Raw genomic sequence first — 13,870 nt, 5'->3', positions numbered from 1 at the left:
ATAAAGGAGACCGAGCAATAAATACTGTCGATGAACAGCCGGATACCGGCGGTCGCCGTCTTGGTTGCCTGCCTCGTTTTTCTCTTCGGTTCCGAAAGCTACACGGCGTCTTTCATACTGCTCGCCCTCGGCGCGACGGAGACGGATGCCGGTTACGACGACAGACACCGTGTAGCCGCGGTTACGGTCGCGGTCGTGGCGGTTCTGGCGGTGACCGCCGTCTCCGATATCTCCGACGCCGTGGCGGTTAGCGCAGTTACGGCTGTCGCGGTTGGCGAGGCGGTTACGTACCCGTCCGGCGGTAAACGCTCCGTCGACTCTTTCACGGCACCTTTCTACATACTCGGTGGCGGCGGTGCGGGTGCGGTCGCGGGCTTCGCCGCCGGCATGGACGCCGCGGTCGGCGTTACGGTAGGCTTCTTCGCGGCGCTTACGACGGTGACGGCGAGGTCGCTCGGAACGAGTCTCTGGCTAACCGTCGTCGTCGCCTCCGTCGGTGCATGGGCAGGGTCGGTGGTAGGTGCGACGGCGTCAGCACCCGTTCTCGTCGTCGCTGTCGTCGGTGTCGCGGGTCTCGCGGGCGGTGCGAACCTCGCCGACCTCATGACGGTATCGGGTGCCTCCGCAGGGGCGTTGCTCAGCTACGTCGTTCTCGTAGCCGGGGGTGTGGGGTGGTTTGTCGTACTCGGTACCTTCGTCGTGACGGGCGCTGTTACGACGGCGTACGGACGCGACGAGAAGACGGAGATGGGTCTCGCCGAGCATACGGAGGGGCGCGGCTTCGAAAACGTCGCGGCGAACGGCGTGGTCGCGCTCACGTCGGCGATCGTCTACGCCGCAGAGACTGATCCGACGATCGAGATCGCGGCTGGGTTCGCGTTCGTCGGATGTATGGCGACCGCCGCCGCCGACACGGCTTCGAGCGAGATCGGGACGGTTGCGGGCGAACCACGTCTCGTAACGACTTTGGAACGTGTACCGCCCGGAACCGACGGCGGTGTCTCGTGGCAGGGCGAGGTGGTTACGGTCGTCGCCGTCGCCGTCGTCGGAGCTACGGCTTACCTCGCGGGCGTCGTTCCCGTATCAGGAGCCGTCGCAGGGGCTTTCGCGGGTCTCGTCGGCGCGCACGTCGACTCGGTTCTGGGTGCTACCGTAGAAGGGCGTTACCTCGGAAACAGCGGCGTGAACCTCTCTGCATGCACGACGGGTGCCCTCGTCGCGTCGTCGTTCGTTCTGTTTTAGACAGCCCAGTCGAGGAGACGTGAGCAGAAAGGATCGGTTCGGAGTGCGTCGGGGTTTCCGACGAGAACGAGCGCACGTTTGGCGCGCGTCAGTGCGACGTTGAGCCTACGCGGATCGTCGAATACGGGGCTGTCGAGGTCGTCGGATGCGACGAACGAGAGGACGACGGTGTCTTGGCTCGAACCTTGGAAACGGTCGACCGTATCGACGGGCGTCTCGTCGGGTAGACGGCGTCCGAGTTCGGCTACCTGAGCCCGGAAAGGGGCGATGACAGCGATCGATCCGGACGGCACGCCTGAGTCGACGAGTTCGGCATGGACGGCTTCGACCGCCTCCGCCTCGTCTACGTTGACGTTCTGACGTTCCTCGCCGTCGACGGGTACGAAGGTCACGGGGTCGGAGTAACGGTCGGGCGGGTCGGCGATGTCTTCGATAGACCTACGTGCTACCTCGTCGTCGGCGGGGAAAAGCGCGCCGTCGTAGAACTCTTTCGACGAGAAAGACTGTATACGTTGCGCCATCCTGTACTGTCTACGTAGGGTGACGGCGGACTCAGGGTACTTGTCGGCGAGACGTTCGAACATCGAAGGTGCCTCAGATGCGGAGACGGGGGGTAGCTGTTCGTGGTCGCCGACGAGTACGAAGGTCGACGCGAGGTTGACCGCCGAGAGCGTCGCAGGCTCGGTAAGCTGTGACGCCTCGTCGACGACGGCGTAGTCGAACCCCTGTTCACGCATCACGCGCGAGGCGCACGTGGCGGTGGTGCACGCGACGACGGATGCGTCGCGGAGCGCCGAGGCGCGTTCGGTGGGTTCGCCCGCCTCATCGAAACGGTGTTCGAGCATGTCGGCGCGTACGCCGTCGCGGGTTCCGAGACGTACGAAGCCGTCGTACCCCTGTTCGAGGAGCGCCTCAAGGGCGTTGTCGACAGCCCGGTTGGTGAAGGAGGAGAGAAGTACGCGTTCGCCGCGGTCGACGAGTGCGCGGACGAGACGCGCGACCGTATGTGTCTTCCCCGTACCGGGAGGACCCTGTATCAGCGAGAGGTCACGCGCCGCCACGGAACGGGCGACGGCGCGATCCTGAGCCTCGTTGTTTTCGATGTAGGTTCCGTCGGACGCTGTACCGTCGAACCCCGGCGACGCCCTTCCGAGCAGGACGTCCCTACGGCGTTCGTCCGCCTTCAGAACGAAGTCGTGCAAGGCGACCATGTAACGGTCGACCGTGACCGTCGAAGGGTACGCGTCTATACGTGTCGCGTCGATACGTTCGCCGACGCGGACGGCTACGGCGTCTGCGGTTACGTCACGTACCCACGCGGTTTCGGCGTCTTTCGAGGGATCACCGTCGGAGACGAGCACGAGATCCCCCTCGGTGATACGTGTAGGTTCGTCGGAAGTTCTGGAAAGTTCGAGCCTCCACCCGCCGTCGGCGAGGGGTTCGGCGTCACGGACGCGGACTTCGAGAGCACCCTCATCGTCGGAAAGAGACGAATGTTCGTCGTGGACAGCGCGGCGCTCCTGTTCGAGAACCGCGTGCTGTTCCTCGAAGTAGTCGCGCTCCTCATCGGGAAGCGGTTCGCCGACCGTCCCCGCCTTCGACTCCTGATCCAGCCTTCCCGCGACGACGGTACAGGTGTCGTACTCGAAGCATCTGGAGCAGTCTGCGTTCGCCTCGTGTCCTGTCGGCGTCCGCCCCGCCGTCTCTGAGGCGGCTACCTCGTTCCGTTTGCGTAGTGCGAAGTCGAGCAATCCGTCGGAGAGACGGAACTCACGCGCGGGCGCTCCGTCGGTTCCCGTGTACAGAACCACCCCGGTTTGGGGGTTCGTTTGGAGCATCAGCGCGTAGCACGCCGTCTGTATCTTGTCCTTGAAACGCGCGTCGCCGTCGCACGAACCCGTCTTTAGCTCTACGGGTGAATCCGCGCGTAGGGCGTCGGCGCGCCCCTTCATACCCAGAGACGCGTCGAACAGCGTCTTCTCCGTCCGCCATCCGTCGTCGCCGTCGCCGAGACGCGTCTGTTCAAGCCAGCCCTCAACGGCGCGGGCGTGTTCACGTACCTCGTCACGTACCCCGTCGGCTTCGCGTCCGAGAAGACCGAGTTCGAGACCCGCGTCGCGTACGCGTTCGTCGACCGACCCCTCTACCTCCTCGCCGTTGAGCATATCCTCGAAGACGCCGTGGACGACTGTTCCACGTACGACCTCGTACTTTAGAGGGACGCCCGTCAGCTTGTTTAGGTACTCGATACGCGGGCACTGTACCCACGCGCGAACGTCGGTGGCGTTTACGAGGTAAGAGGGTTCGACAACGACGCGTGAATCCTCACCCGTCGCGTACCCGGTACGCCCCTCGTTCTCGGTGACGTTGGGGTTAAGGACGGCGACAGTATGCCCCTGTTCGACGTACCCGGCGGTCTCCGCCCAGTCGCCCCAGAGCGTCACCTTCGTCGGCTCTCCGTCGACGAGGAGGGTCAACTCTGCGAGTTCGCGTTCACCGTACCGTGTGGCGACTGTACGCGTCTCACCTACTTCGAGAACGGTTCCTTCGACCTTGTCCACGCGTGAAGTTGTCGCTCTCCGAACAAGTCGGTTGTGGTAATCACGTCGCGTTTAGGAGTCCGACAACGCCGAACGACTCGGCGAAGACCCAGAGCACGAAGACGGTGTAGGTGACGAGAAGAGCGCCCGCCTCCCACCGCGAGAGTTCGAAACGCGTCCGCATCAGCGTGAAAAGAACGACGGTGGCGAGGACGAGGTAGGCGAGCAGAGGTACGGAGCGCGAGAAGTTGACGTACGTCCCTCCCGCGACGAGTACGCCCGCGGGGACGGCGACGAGCAGGTCGAAGACGTTGCTACCGAAGACGTTTGCGATGCTCGTCACGTCGTTCTGCTTCCGTGACGACGTAACGCTGACGACCGTGTCGGGTAGGCTCGTCGCCGCGGCGACGACCGTGAGACCCCATACGAAGCTCTCGGTGCCGAGCGCATCGCCTACACCGATGGCGAACCTCAGAAGCCCTTCAACACCGGCTGAGATGAGTACGAAGCCGACGAGTAGGGTGAGCCACTGTCTACGGACATCGACGCCTTCGGCTCCCTCGGCTTCGTGATCGACTGTGTCGGCGTACTGTAGGAAGATATACAGACCGTAGACGGCTATGGGGACGAGCGCAAGCCCACGCGTCACGTTACCTCCTACGCCGAAGTCGGCGGGCGCAGGGTTGTAGATAACGGCGAGCGAGAGCGTGAGTATGAAGACGCTGACGGAGAGGAGGTAGAACTGCGCTTCCTTGTAGACGAGATCCGGGGTGGCGTTGAGCGCGCCGTCGCTGGCGAAAGCCGCGACAGCGGGTATGACGAGGACGTTGAAGACGGCGGAGCCGACGATGACGGAGACGCCGAGTTCGAAGTTACCGTGTAGTAGAGGCGCGAGAACAGCGGTGAGTAGCTCGGGCATGCTCGAACCCACTGCGACGATCACAGCGCCTTGGACGACGGGCGGAAGGGCGTAGTAGGAGGCGAGCCTGTCGGCGGCGCGTTCGAGACGCGTTCCCCCGACCCATACGGCGGCGGCGGAGAGGACGCCGATTACTGTAAGGGCTATCACAGTACCAGATCGTCGTCACCCTAAATAGAACCCACGACGTAGTCCGACGTATGTGCGGAAGGTACAGCCTCCGTGCCACGGGTGAGGAACTCACAGAGAGGTTCGGAGCGGACGGTGTCGGCTTCGAGCCGACGTACAACGCCGCGCCGGGTCAGAGCCTTCCCGTGGTGCGTGAGGAGGAACGCCGCTCCTTAGACCTCCTCGACTGGGGACTCGTCCCGTCGTGGTCGGACGACGCCGACGGATACATAAACGCACGTTCCGAGACGGTCGCGGAGAAGCCGTCGTTCGCGGAGGCGTACGAAGGCAGGCGTTGCCTCGTCCCCGTCGACGGCTTCTACGAATGGGACGACGACCCTTACTACGTTGGGTTCGAACGCGTAGCCGGACTCGCGGGTATCTGGGAACGCCGGGTTCCCGATAGACGGCAGTCGGGTCTGGATGAGTTCGGCGGTGAAGGTGACGGACAGGAGGTGCAGGAGACGTTCGCTATACTAACGACGGAGCCGAACGAGCAGGTCGCACGACTCCATCACAGGATGGCGGCGGTTCTCGCGCCCGAAGAGGAGGACGGATGGCTTGACGGCTCTTTGACCGCGGACGAACTCGATCCGCGAGACGAACCCGCGACGGTTCGGCGTGTCTCCGAACGCGTAAACGATCCGTCCAACGACGATCCCTCGCTGGTCGAGGGGATGTAGACCGACCGCGTAAGAAAGAAGTACCACGCCGACGATCTACCTGACAGGTGGTACAAGATGGGAACCGTACTAAACGGAGAGGTAGAGCAGAAAGGCGAACTGTCGTTGTCCAGCCCCGACACCGGAGACGGCGGGCGTCTCCCCGACTCGACCGGGAAGGCGAACGGGAACCTAAGCCCGCGTCTTGAGGTAGACGGTGTTCCCGACGACGCCGAGAGCCTCGTGCTGGTGTTAGACGACCCCGACGCGGAACCCGTCGCGGGGCATACGTGGGATCACTGGCTCGTCTGGGGCATAGACGCCGACGTGAACGCACTCCCTGAGGGCTGGGAAGGCGAGGGCGCGACGGTCGGCTACAACGACTACCTCGAACACGGATACGGGGGACCCGCGCCGCCGGAGGGCGAGCACCGTTACAGGTTCAAGCTTCTCGCACTCGACTCGTCGCTCGGAGCGCCGGGGTACACGCGTAAGACACGTCTCGGTAGCGTTATAGCGATGAACGCGGACGTACTGGCTTCGACGCAGATCGACACGACGTACGACGCAGAGCAGGGTACTGTCTTCTGAGGGGGGTTCTTCTACCTCATCCCCGACCTGTGCCCGAAGTATCGACGTTCGACGTACCATAGCTTTATGAGCTTTCGCAAGATATACAGACCGGTTGAGTGACAAAAATCGGGGGAGGGGGGAAGACGGCGGGAGTTCGAACCTACTTCACGGTGTGACCGAGTGGGAGCCTCGGTCGGCGCTAGATATCTTCTTCTACTACCTGTACGGCGCTCTCTTGACAAACGCTAAGCTTGTCGCCGTCGGTCTTCTGGTGGTCATACTTTTCACCAATATCTCGCTCGCGCTCGCGGGTCTTTTCCTGAACCCCATCGTCGGCGGTTTCGCCGTCGTTTCGGTTCTGCCCGCGGGGTTTATAGCCGTCTACGTCTGGGAGTCTGATCCGACGGCAAAGAGACCCGCGCTTTACATCGCCGTTACGTTCGCGCTCGGCACCGTCGCTACGACGTTTGCGTACTTTCTCAACAGTTCGTCTGTCGGCTGGTTCGAGTCTCTGCCCGTCGCCCCGATGGCTTTCTTCTTCTTCCTCTTCGTCGGACCCATTGAGGAGGCGCTGAAGCTCGGTGCTGTCTACGTCTATCCTTTCGACACCGACGGCTTCGGTACGGCGCTCGACGGTGCCGTCTTCGGCGCTTTCGCTGGCTTGGGCTTTGCGACGGCGGAGAACGCGCTATACATAGCGACAGAGGGGCTTATCAGCGGCGGCGGTCTCGGAACCGTGATCGGACGCGCCGGTGTCGCTCCGGCGCACGTAATGTGGTCGGGTATAGCCGGCTACTACCTCGGTCTGGCATACGTCACGAAGGAGTACGCAGGCGTCCTGATCTTCAAGGGACTCGTCGCCGTCGCGGTTCTACATGGAACGTACAACACGTTCATGACGTACGCGCCTCTCGCCGTCGGTATAGACGCCGGAGAGGTTGCTGTACAGGTGGTCAACTTCGCCTTCCTTATCGGTTTCTACGCGGGCGTTGGCTACTTTCTCTACTCGTTGGTAGAAGGGTACCGTCGTGCCGAACTCGAAGTCGGTGTAAGGGAGGAAGGAGACTTATGATAAAGCGCTGTATGTGTTCGTTATGACCGGGGGAACATGGAACACACGGACTGGCTTCCTGCTCGCGGCGATCGGTAGCGCCGTCGGTCTCGGGAACCTCTGGCGTTTCCCTTTCGCGGTGGGTCAGGACGGCGGCGGTACGTTTCTTTTTGTCTACCTCGTCTGTGTAGTCGGTATAGGCTTTCCTCTCACACTAGTCGAGCTATCCGTCGGCAGACGGACGGGTAAGAGCGTCGTAGGTGCGCTCATGGAGATAGGTGAAGGCATCTGGGAGTACCTCGGCTGGCTCCTCGTAGCATCCGCATTTCTGCTCCTCTCCTACTACACCGTGGTGGCGGGATGGGTTCTCCGGTACGGCGCTTTCGGATTCATCGACGGCTACCCGTCGACGGTCGAGGCGGCTTCGGCGGGGTTCGCCGACGTCGCCGTCGGTCTCGATACGGTCGGTTTCCACGGCTTGTTCATGCTGGCTACCGTCGTCGTCGTGGCTCTCGGTCTACGTAGAGGTATCGAGTTAGCCGCTAAGCTCATGCTTCCTACCCTCATCGTTCTACTCGTCGGTATGGCTTACTACGCATACGGTCTGCCGGGAGCAAGCGAGGCGTACGCCTACTACCTCGTGCCTGACATAGGCTTCCTGCTCGGTAACTGGTCGACAGTGCTACCGGAGGCGCTGGGACAGGCATTCTTCAACCTCGGACTCGGCATGGGAATAATGGTGACGTACGCCTCGTACGTCGACAGGGAGGAAAACCTCATCGAGGACGCGGGTGTCATAATCGCGTTCGACACGGCTATATCCGTCGTAGTCGGCCTCGTGGTCTTCCCCATACTGTTTACCGCGGGCGTCCCGCCGTCGGGTGCGGGACACGGAACGGTCCTCATCAGCCTCTCCGCCGCTTTTGGCGGTATCACAGGCGGCGGTATCGTCGGCGTCGTCTTCTTCGGTACCGTGGTCGTCGCGGCGCTTCTTAGTACGGTGAGCCTGTTGGAGGTCGTCGTCTCTTACATGTTGGAGCAGGAGGATTTCGCGCGATCGCGTAGAGCGACGACGGCAAGCGTAGGCGTCGGTCTCTTCCTCGTCGGCGTCCCGGCGGCGTTTAGCCTCTCGGTCTTCAATATCTACGACCTTTTCATAGACAGGGTGCTCCTCGTCTTCGGCTCTCTCCTCCTAACCGCGTACGTCGGATGGAGGTACAGGGACGAAGCTCTCGACGAGGCTTTACGCGGGAGCAAAGGAACACGACGGCTGGGCAAGGCGTGGATATGGACTGTTCGTTACCCCGCGGTCGTATTTCTCGTCTTCGTGCTCCTCCTCGGTATCACCGACTACGTCGAGATGGTTCGGGGACTCGCCGAGAGGTTTCTGGTATAGACGGCGTAATCAGGCGAGCGCGACGAGTTCCTCTACGTCTGGTATATCGCCGTCATCGTCGAGTATCTGCCTCATACGCTCCTGATGCTTCTCCGCCGTAAACTCGGCGGCGTCGCCGGGTCCGATAGGGAAGACCGTCGGGTCTTCGAGACCCTCGTACGCGTAGTTGACGATCTCGATCGTGAGAGGAAGAAGCCTCTCGATGGTGCTCGTCACGAGTTCCTCGTCGACATCGCCGTTCTGGACGTGGTTCTTCACCTCGTTCATACCGAAGCCTATATGTCGCCCCTCGTCGCTACGTATCCTCTCTATACCCTCGACGAGACCGGGTAGACGGGGTATCTCGACTGTATCACCCGCGATCTCGACCTCAGTACCCGCGTGGTCGCTGAAGTTCTCGGTGATACCCCAGTACCCCGTCTGAGCGATGATACCCTCCGCAGTAAGCTGGTAGGTGCAGTAGGCGCGTACACGGTTCTCGGGCGTGTCTTCTTCCAAGAGACGTTCCGTCGCCTCGTGTTCAGCGTCGAACAGCTGTTCGTACTCGTCGCAGAACCACCGGTCGTCGTTCGGCGTCGTGACCTCGTGTCCGTGCGCCTCCTCTGCGGCGTTTATGACCTCCGACCAGTAACGGTCGAACAGGGTCGCGTGTTTCGCCTCCTCGTACATATGCGACGATATGAACATCTGTTTCTCGACCGAGTCGAAAGCCATCGCAAACGGCGCTATGTCCTCAGTCACCGACGTTTCACCCGCACCGAACATACCCAGAAGCTTCTTCATAACCGTCGACATCTGTTTCGCCGCCTCGTCGCTAACACCTTCGTACGCCTCAATAAGGTTCTCCCGATCCTGGTCGAAGCTTATCTCGTTAGGGTTCCAGAAACGGTCGACCGAGTTCTGAAAGTACCTGAACGGGCGGTTGCTCTCGAACCCAAGCATGCCTCCGCGGTATCCGTTAGACATAAACGAAACTTCGACCGCAGGTACAAAACGGATTCTCCGTATATGTCCGGCTACTTATTAGCTCAGTATACGGCGTCGACGATCTCGTCGTCAAGGTCGTCGAAGCCTTCGAGGTAGCGCCGTCTGTCCTCGCGGAGTCGGGCAAGGCGTTCGTCGGCGTCCTTGATGTTTTGGGAGATCGAGAACCTTTCTATATCGAACCCGGGCACATCTTCGGGTACCGTCATTCCGGTCCCGCTCTCGCGCCAGTCGACGTTACCGCGTGCGATTTCGCGCAGTACGGTGACGGAGTCTTCGACGCAGATATCCGTCGGGTTCTCGTCGCCGATGCATCCCGTGTTGAGGACGTAGCATTCGACATCGAGTTCGGCGACGAGGTCACGGAAACGGTTTCCTTCCTCGCCCTCCGAACCCAGTATGAACGGGTTGGTTCCGACGACACGTACCGACTCGCCCGCACGGTCGGGGTCGCCGGCGCTCGTCTCGATCGACTCACCGAGCATGAAAGCCGCGGCGGCGCGTGACGGATCGAGGCGTGCGACGGGCGGCATCGCGGGGTTACGTGTGATGAAGAAGACCTGATCGACGCTGTCGAGGTCGATACCTTCGCCCGCCGACGGTAGGTTGTCACGGAGTATCGCGGCGCGTCCGTTCGTCGTGTACCTGTCGGAGTCGAACTCCACCGCGCCGTCATCCCCGACATCGACGTTTTCCAACACCGCCGACCCGTGCGTGACAGCGGCGTACGTCTCAGGCTGTTCGTCCTCGTCGAGTCCGATCGTCTTGACGTACAGACCCCGTCCCTCGCTACCTACGACGGTTCCGTCAGGGAGTAGACCGCATACGTCGTCCTGTAACATCGTCGCGTCCTCAGGAGGTTCGAGACCGAGACCGTGCGCCGTGAGCGTCGACTTACCGGTTGCGGAGAGACCGAGGAAAAGCTGTCCGACCTCGCGCTCCCCGTCGTCGTTGAGTGTGACGCGTTTGCTTCCCGCGTGGAGACCCAGACCGCCCGCCTTCTTGACGTGGTACATGAACAGACGTAGGAAAGACTTCTTCGCCTCGCCCGAGTAGTCGGTGCCGACGACAGCGGTGACACCTTCGTCGGGTAGGACGCGTATAGCCGTCTCGTCGGCGTCGGGTATCTGCACCGTAACGAAGTCGGGTTCGTCGTCGTCGGCGGGGTCGAGTAGCTTGGTAAGCGTGAGAGCGATACGCGCGTGTTCGCGCGGGACGTAGAAACGGCACGTGTAGCTGTGTTCGGGATGCTCTCCGACCCGACGGTCGACACAGACCATACCGTCGCCGCGCGCCGCGTCGAAAGCCTCGTCGATGTAGGCGTAGTCTTCGTCGCCGAAGTCGTGGTCGACTACGTTACGTGTCCTGTCGGCGCAACGCGACCTGTACCCGCTAACGTACGACGGCGAGCCGTACTCGGTCGTGGTTTCGAGGTGGCTGGAGAGTTCGCGGAGCCTTTCCTCCCGCGGATCGTAGACGACGTTCTGTGCGTCGGACGGGTCGGGAAGTTCCGAAGACGTCGGGCGTACCGCCCTCTCTGTATCTGTCGACATCTCTACGGATGTATACGTACGCTCGTGCATAAATCTGTGTCATCTGTCCGCGCGAACTTCGACGAACGACGACCGGGAAGTTAAGCCGTTCGACGCGCTACACCCCTGCATGACGGACAAGACCTATGACGTCGCTGTCGCGGGCGCGGGTCCGGCAGGCGCACAGTGCGCGCGCGACGTATCAGCACGGGGGTACGACGTCGTCGTACTCGAAACAGAGGAGGAAGACGCGTTTCCGAGCACGAGCAACAAGTCGACGGGGGGAACGTTTCCCGATACGCTCGCCTCCTTCGGGATTCCGGATGATGTCGTACAGAACTTTACCGACTCCGTCGTAATCGAATCGCCTAACTCACACTACGTTCAGGAGCACCCGGGTGGCGTCCTTGACTTCGGCGCATTCAAGCAGTGGCTCGTCGACGACGGACGCAGGAAGGGTGCCGAGTACCGTTTCGGTGCGCGCGTATCGGAGCCTGTCGTTGGGGACGGGCGTGCGGTCGGCGTGCGTTACAACGGCGACGAGGAGGTACGCGCGAAGATCGTCGTCGATGCGACGGGACCGAGCGCGGCGCTCGCAGAGCCGATGGGCGTCGTAGACCTGCGCCGTGACAGACAGGCGATAGGTGTCGAGTACGAGATGGAGAACGTCTCGATGAACCCCGACGGCTACGCCGATCTGCGCGGCGCTATGATGCTGAGGCTCGACCATGATATAGCTCCGGGAGGCTACTCGTGGGTCTTCCACACGGGCGGCGATACGGCGAAGGTAGGCGTCTGTTACATACAGAACGAGGTACACGAACGCCGCGCGGATGGCGAGACGGTGGACGGCTATCTTGAGAGATGGATAGAGAACGACCCGCGTTTCGAGGACGCGGTACGTATCGACGGAGCGCACCACCGGGGTTCGGCGCACGTACAGAAGCCGGAGTCGATGAGCGCGCCGGGTCTCATGGCTGTCGGCGACACGGTTCCGTCCGTGGATCCCGTCTGGGGCGAAGGTATAGGAAAATGTATGCGTTCGGGACGCGCCGCCGGCGTCACCGCAGACACGTGTCTTCAGGCGGACGAATTCTCCGCGGAGGCGGTGTCCCTGTACGACGACATCTGGCACGACCGCGTCGCGCCCAACGTCGACGCACGTCTTCTCCTCGCAAACCTCCTGTACGAGGTTCCGAACGAAAGGTACGACAGGTTCATGCGTGATCTGCGAGCGACGGATGACGAGGTGTTGAGCAAGGCGAACGAGGGGAGCAAACGCGCCATGATGAAGCTGATACATCTCGGCGACGTACCCGCGCTGGCACGCGTCGGTAGGAGGCTTCTGTCGCCGTCTTAGTCCTTGTCCAACGGATCCTTGAGTTCGCCCATGATCTCCTCGACAGCGTCCGTGACGGTCACGAGACCGACGGTTTCGCCGCCGTCTATAACGAGAGCGAGTTCGTGCCCTTCGGCTTGGAACATGTCGACGGCGTCGCTAACCGTCGTGTCACCCGCAAGCGTCATCGGGGGTGACGCGGCTTCCTCAAGATCGACCTCGGCGAGTTCGTCGCTCCTTAGAAGCGCAGGGGCGTAGACGATACCCACGAACTCCTCAAAGCCGTCGCCGACGAGCGGGTAACGCGTATGCGGGCTTTCCTGTATACGACGGACGTTTTCGTCATCTTCGACCTCCGTCGAAAGCGTCACTATCTCTTCCACGGGGACGGCTATCTCGCCGACCGTCTTTTCGTCTATATCGAGCGCGCCCAGAACCTCGTCGCGGCGCTCGTCGGGCAGGTCGCCCTTTTCGAGTACGTCGCTCATACGCGCGCGGAGTTCGGCGCGTGACTCGAACGTCTCGACCTCTGTTTCGAGCCAAGCCCCCGTCATCTCTACGCCGAAGAGCGAGAGAGTCCATTTTGCGACGGTGTCACCGATGGAGATAACGGGGGATATGAGTAACGCGAAGTAGTAGAGAGGCGTCGCACCGTAACGGCAGACGAACTTCGACCGTTCGACGCCGAGGTACGTCGGTGTCTGTTCGCCGTGTGTGAGATGTGCGAGGTTTATGATTATGAACGAGAGTATACCGCCAGCGCCGAGGGATGCGAGAAAGGTGTCGTGCAGAAGGGGTTCGAAAAGCGCCGCAAGCGCAGGCTCCGCGACTATACCGAGCGCGATACTCGTCGCCGTAATACCGACCTGACACGACGTCAGATATATTTCGAGGTCGTCGGTCATCTTCCAGGCGCGTCTAAGACCGGGTTCGTCAAACTCCTCCTCGGGGAACTGACGCGCACGCGTCAACGCGAACTCGATAGCGACGAAGAAGGCGTTTCCGAGTATGAGGAGAACACCGGCGGTTAGACGTGCGACTATCTCCAACATACGCAGGAATGTAGGCTCCTACGGTGAAAAGGCTACGGAACCTTTCCGATTCACTTTACCGTCTCCGGAACGTATGTGAACTATGAGTGAAGAAAAAGGGCGCAAGAACCTACGTATGCCCAACGAAGACGAGATGTTCGCGGTCGTAACCAGACACGACGGGGGTAACCACGTCCGTGTCGAGTGCGAGGACGGTGAGAACCGTATGGGGCGGATACCCGGACGTATGAAGTACCGTAACTGGATAGACGAGGGCAACGTCGTCCTCGTAGAGCCGTGGGACTGGCAGGACGAGAAGGCTAACATAGAGTGGTGCTACTCGGAGGAGGACGCCGACCAGCTCCGGCGCGAGGGTCATATAGACCCAGCCAGCTTCTGAGACGGTCAACAGATTGACGTAGCCCGGCGACAC

Annotated in this window: 12 protein-coding genes; 7 read left to right on the top strand and 5 right to left on the bottom strand. The window is 61.6% G+C overall.

Annotated elements, in window-relative coordinates; translation table 11 throughout:
- Positions 1-30: 30 nt before the first annotated feature.
- Positions 31-1,242, top strand: coding sequence for a DUF92 domain-containing protein (locus EGH25_RS09840; protein WP_266088094.1), 1,212 nt, complete (start codon positions 31-33; stop codon positions 1,240-1,242).
- On the opposite strand, the gene EGH25_RS09835 is transcribed toward EGH25_RS09840, so the two are convergent.
- A complete protein-coding gene (locus tag EGH25_RS09835) occupies positions 1,239-3,803 on the bottom strand; it encodes an AAA domain-containing protein (RefSeq protein ID WP_266088092.1) in 2,565 nt (854 codons plus the stop codon). The genes EGH25_RS09840 and EGH25_RS09835 overlap by 4 nt on opposite strands.
- Before the next feature lie 40 nt (positions 3,804-3,843).
- Complete coding sequence (locus EGH25_RS09830) at positions 3,844-4,851, bottom strand: sodium:calcium antiporter (RefSeq protein WP_266088090.1); 1,008 nt, start codon at positions 4,849-4,851, stop codon at positions 3,844-3,846.
- Between the two features lie 50 nt (positions 4,852-4,901).
- On the opposite strand from EGH25_RS09830, the gene EGH25_RS09825 reads away from it, so the two are divergent.
- The 4 genes from EGH25_RS09825 to EGH25_RS09810 all read left to right on the top strand — a co-directional run bounded on the left by EGH25_RS09825 (position 4,902) and on the right by EGH25_RS09810 (position 8,551).
- On the top strand, positions 4,902-5,552 hold the full coding sequence (locus EGH25_RS09825) for an SOS response-associated peptidase (RefSeq protein WP_266088088.1): 651 nt from the start codon (positions 4,902-4,904) through the stop codon (positions 5,550-5,552).
- Positions 5,553-5,609: 57 nt separating this feature from the next.
- Positions 5,610-6,122 (top strand): YbhB/YbcL family Raf kinase inhibitor-like protein, encoded by a 513-nt coding sequence (locus EGH25_RS09820; RefSeq protein ID WP_266088086.1) that lies wholly within the window; start codon positions 5,610-5,612, stop codon positions 6,120-6,122.
- A 94-nt stretch (positions 6,123-6,216) separates the two neighbouring features.
- Positions 6,217-7,176, top strand: a complete 960-nt coding sequence (locus tag EGH25_RS09815) for a PrsW family intramembrane metalloprotease (RefSeq protein ID WP_266088084.1) — start codon at positions 6,217-6,219, stop codon at positions 7,174-7,176.
- Between the two features lie 22 nt (positions 7,177-7,198).
- On the top strand, positions 7,199-8,551 hold the full coding sequence (locus EGH25_RS09810) for a sodium-dependent transporter (RefSeq protein WP_266088082.1): 1,353 nt from the start codon (positions 7,199-7,201) through the stop codon (positions 8,549-8,551).
- Positions 8,552-8,560: 9 nt separating this feature from the next.
- Here the strand turns inward: EGH25_RS09810 and EGH25_RS09805 are convergent, their stop codons facing one another.
- On the bottom strand, positions 8,561-9,517 hold the full coding sequence (locus tag EGH25_RS09805) for a ferritin family protein (RefSeq protein ID WP_266088080.1): 957 nt from the start codon (positions 9,515-9,517) through the stop codon (positions 8,561-8,563).
- Between the two features lie 62 nt (positions 9,518-9,579).
- Positions 9,580-11,088 carry a phosphoenolpyruvate carboxykinase (ATP) gene (locus EGH25_RS09800; RefSeq protein WP_266088078.1) on the bottom strand — a complete coding sequence of 503 codons (1,509 nt, stop codon included), beginning with the start codon at positions 11,086-11,088 and terminating at the stop codon, positions 9,580-9,582.
- Between the two features lie 109 nt (positions 11,089-11,197).
- Between EGH25_RS09800 and EGH25_RS09795 the strand changes: the two genes are divergently transcribed.
- Positions 11,198-12,427, top strand: coding sequence for an NAD(P)/FAD-dependent oxidoreductase (locus EGH25_RS09795; protein ID WP_266088076.1), 1,230 nt, complete (start codon positions 11,198-11,200; stop codon positions 12,425-12,427).
- Here EGH25_RS09795 and EGH25_RS09790 read toward each other — a convergent pair.
- On the bottom strand, positions 12,424-13,464 hold the full coding sequence (locus EGH25_RS09790; protein WP_266088156.1) for a CNNM domain-containing protein: 1,041 nt from the start codon (positions 13,462-13,464) through the stop codon (positions 12,424-12,426). The two genes, EGH25_RS09795 and EGH25_RS09790, sit on opposite strands and share 4 nt — an antisense overlap.
- Before the next feature lie 76 nt (positions 13,465-13,540).
- On the opposite strand from EGH25_RS09790, the gene EGH25_RS09785 reads away from it, so the two are divergent.
- Entirely contained in the window at positions 13,541-13,837 is a 297-nt protein-coding gene (locus tag EGH25_RS09785) for a translation initiation factor eIF-1A (protein WP_266088074.1), read from the top strand.
- Positions 13,838-13,870 lie beyond the last annotated feature (33 nt).

Origin of the sequence: Halorutilus salinus, from assembly GCF_026242195.1 — an archaeon.
GTDB classification, from domain to species: domain Archaea; phylum Halobacteriota; class Halobacteria; order Halobacteriales; family Halorutilaceae; genus Halorutilus; species Halorutilus salinus.
Note: the sequence above shows the minus strand (reverse complement) of the source record. Positions and strands in the feature narration are given on the sequence as shown.

What these genes read in the sequence shown, in the direction of transcription:
- EGH25_RS09840 (WP_266088094.1), top strand. Translation starts at nt 31, where the DNA reads ATGAACAGCCGGATACCGGCGGTCGCCGTCTTGGTTGCCTGCCTCGTT.
- EGH25_RS09825 (WP_266088088.1), top strand. Translation starts at nt 4,902, where the DNA reads ATGTGCGGAAGGTACAGCCTCCGTGCCACGGGTGAGGAACTCACAGAG.
- EGH25_RS09820 (WP_266088086.1), top strand. Translation starts at nt 5,610, where the DNA reads ATGGGAACCGTACTAAACGGAGAGGTAGAGCAGAAAGGCGAACTGTCG.
- EGH25_RS09810 (WP_266088082.1), top strand. Translation starts at nt 7,199, where the DNA reads ATGACCGGGGGAACATGGAACACACGGACTGGCTTCCTGCTCGCGGCG.
- EGH25_RS09805 (WP_266088080.1), bottom strand. Translation starts at nt 9,517, where the DNA reads ATGTCTAACGGATACCGCGGAGGCATGCTTGGGTTCGAGAGCAACCGC.
- EGH25_RS09800 (WP_266088078.1), bottom strand. Translation starts at nt 11,088, where the DNA reads ATGTCGACAGATACAGAGAGGGCGGTACGCCCGACGTCTTCGGAACTT.
- EGH25_RS09795 (WP_266088076.1), top strand. Translation starts at nt 11,198, where the DNA reads ATGACGGACAAGACCTATGACGTCGCTGTCGCGGGCGCGGGTCCGGCA.
- EGH25_RS09785 (WP_266088074.1), top strand. Translation starts at nt 13,541, where the DNA reads ATGAGTGAAGAAAAAGGGCGCAAGAACCTACGTATGCCCAACGAAGAC.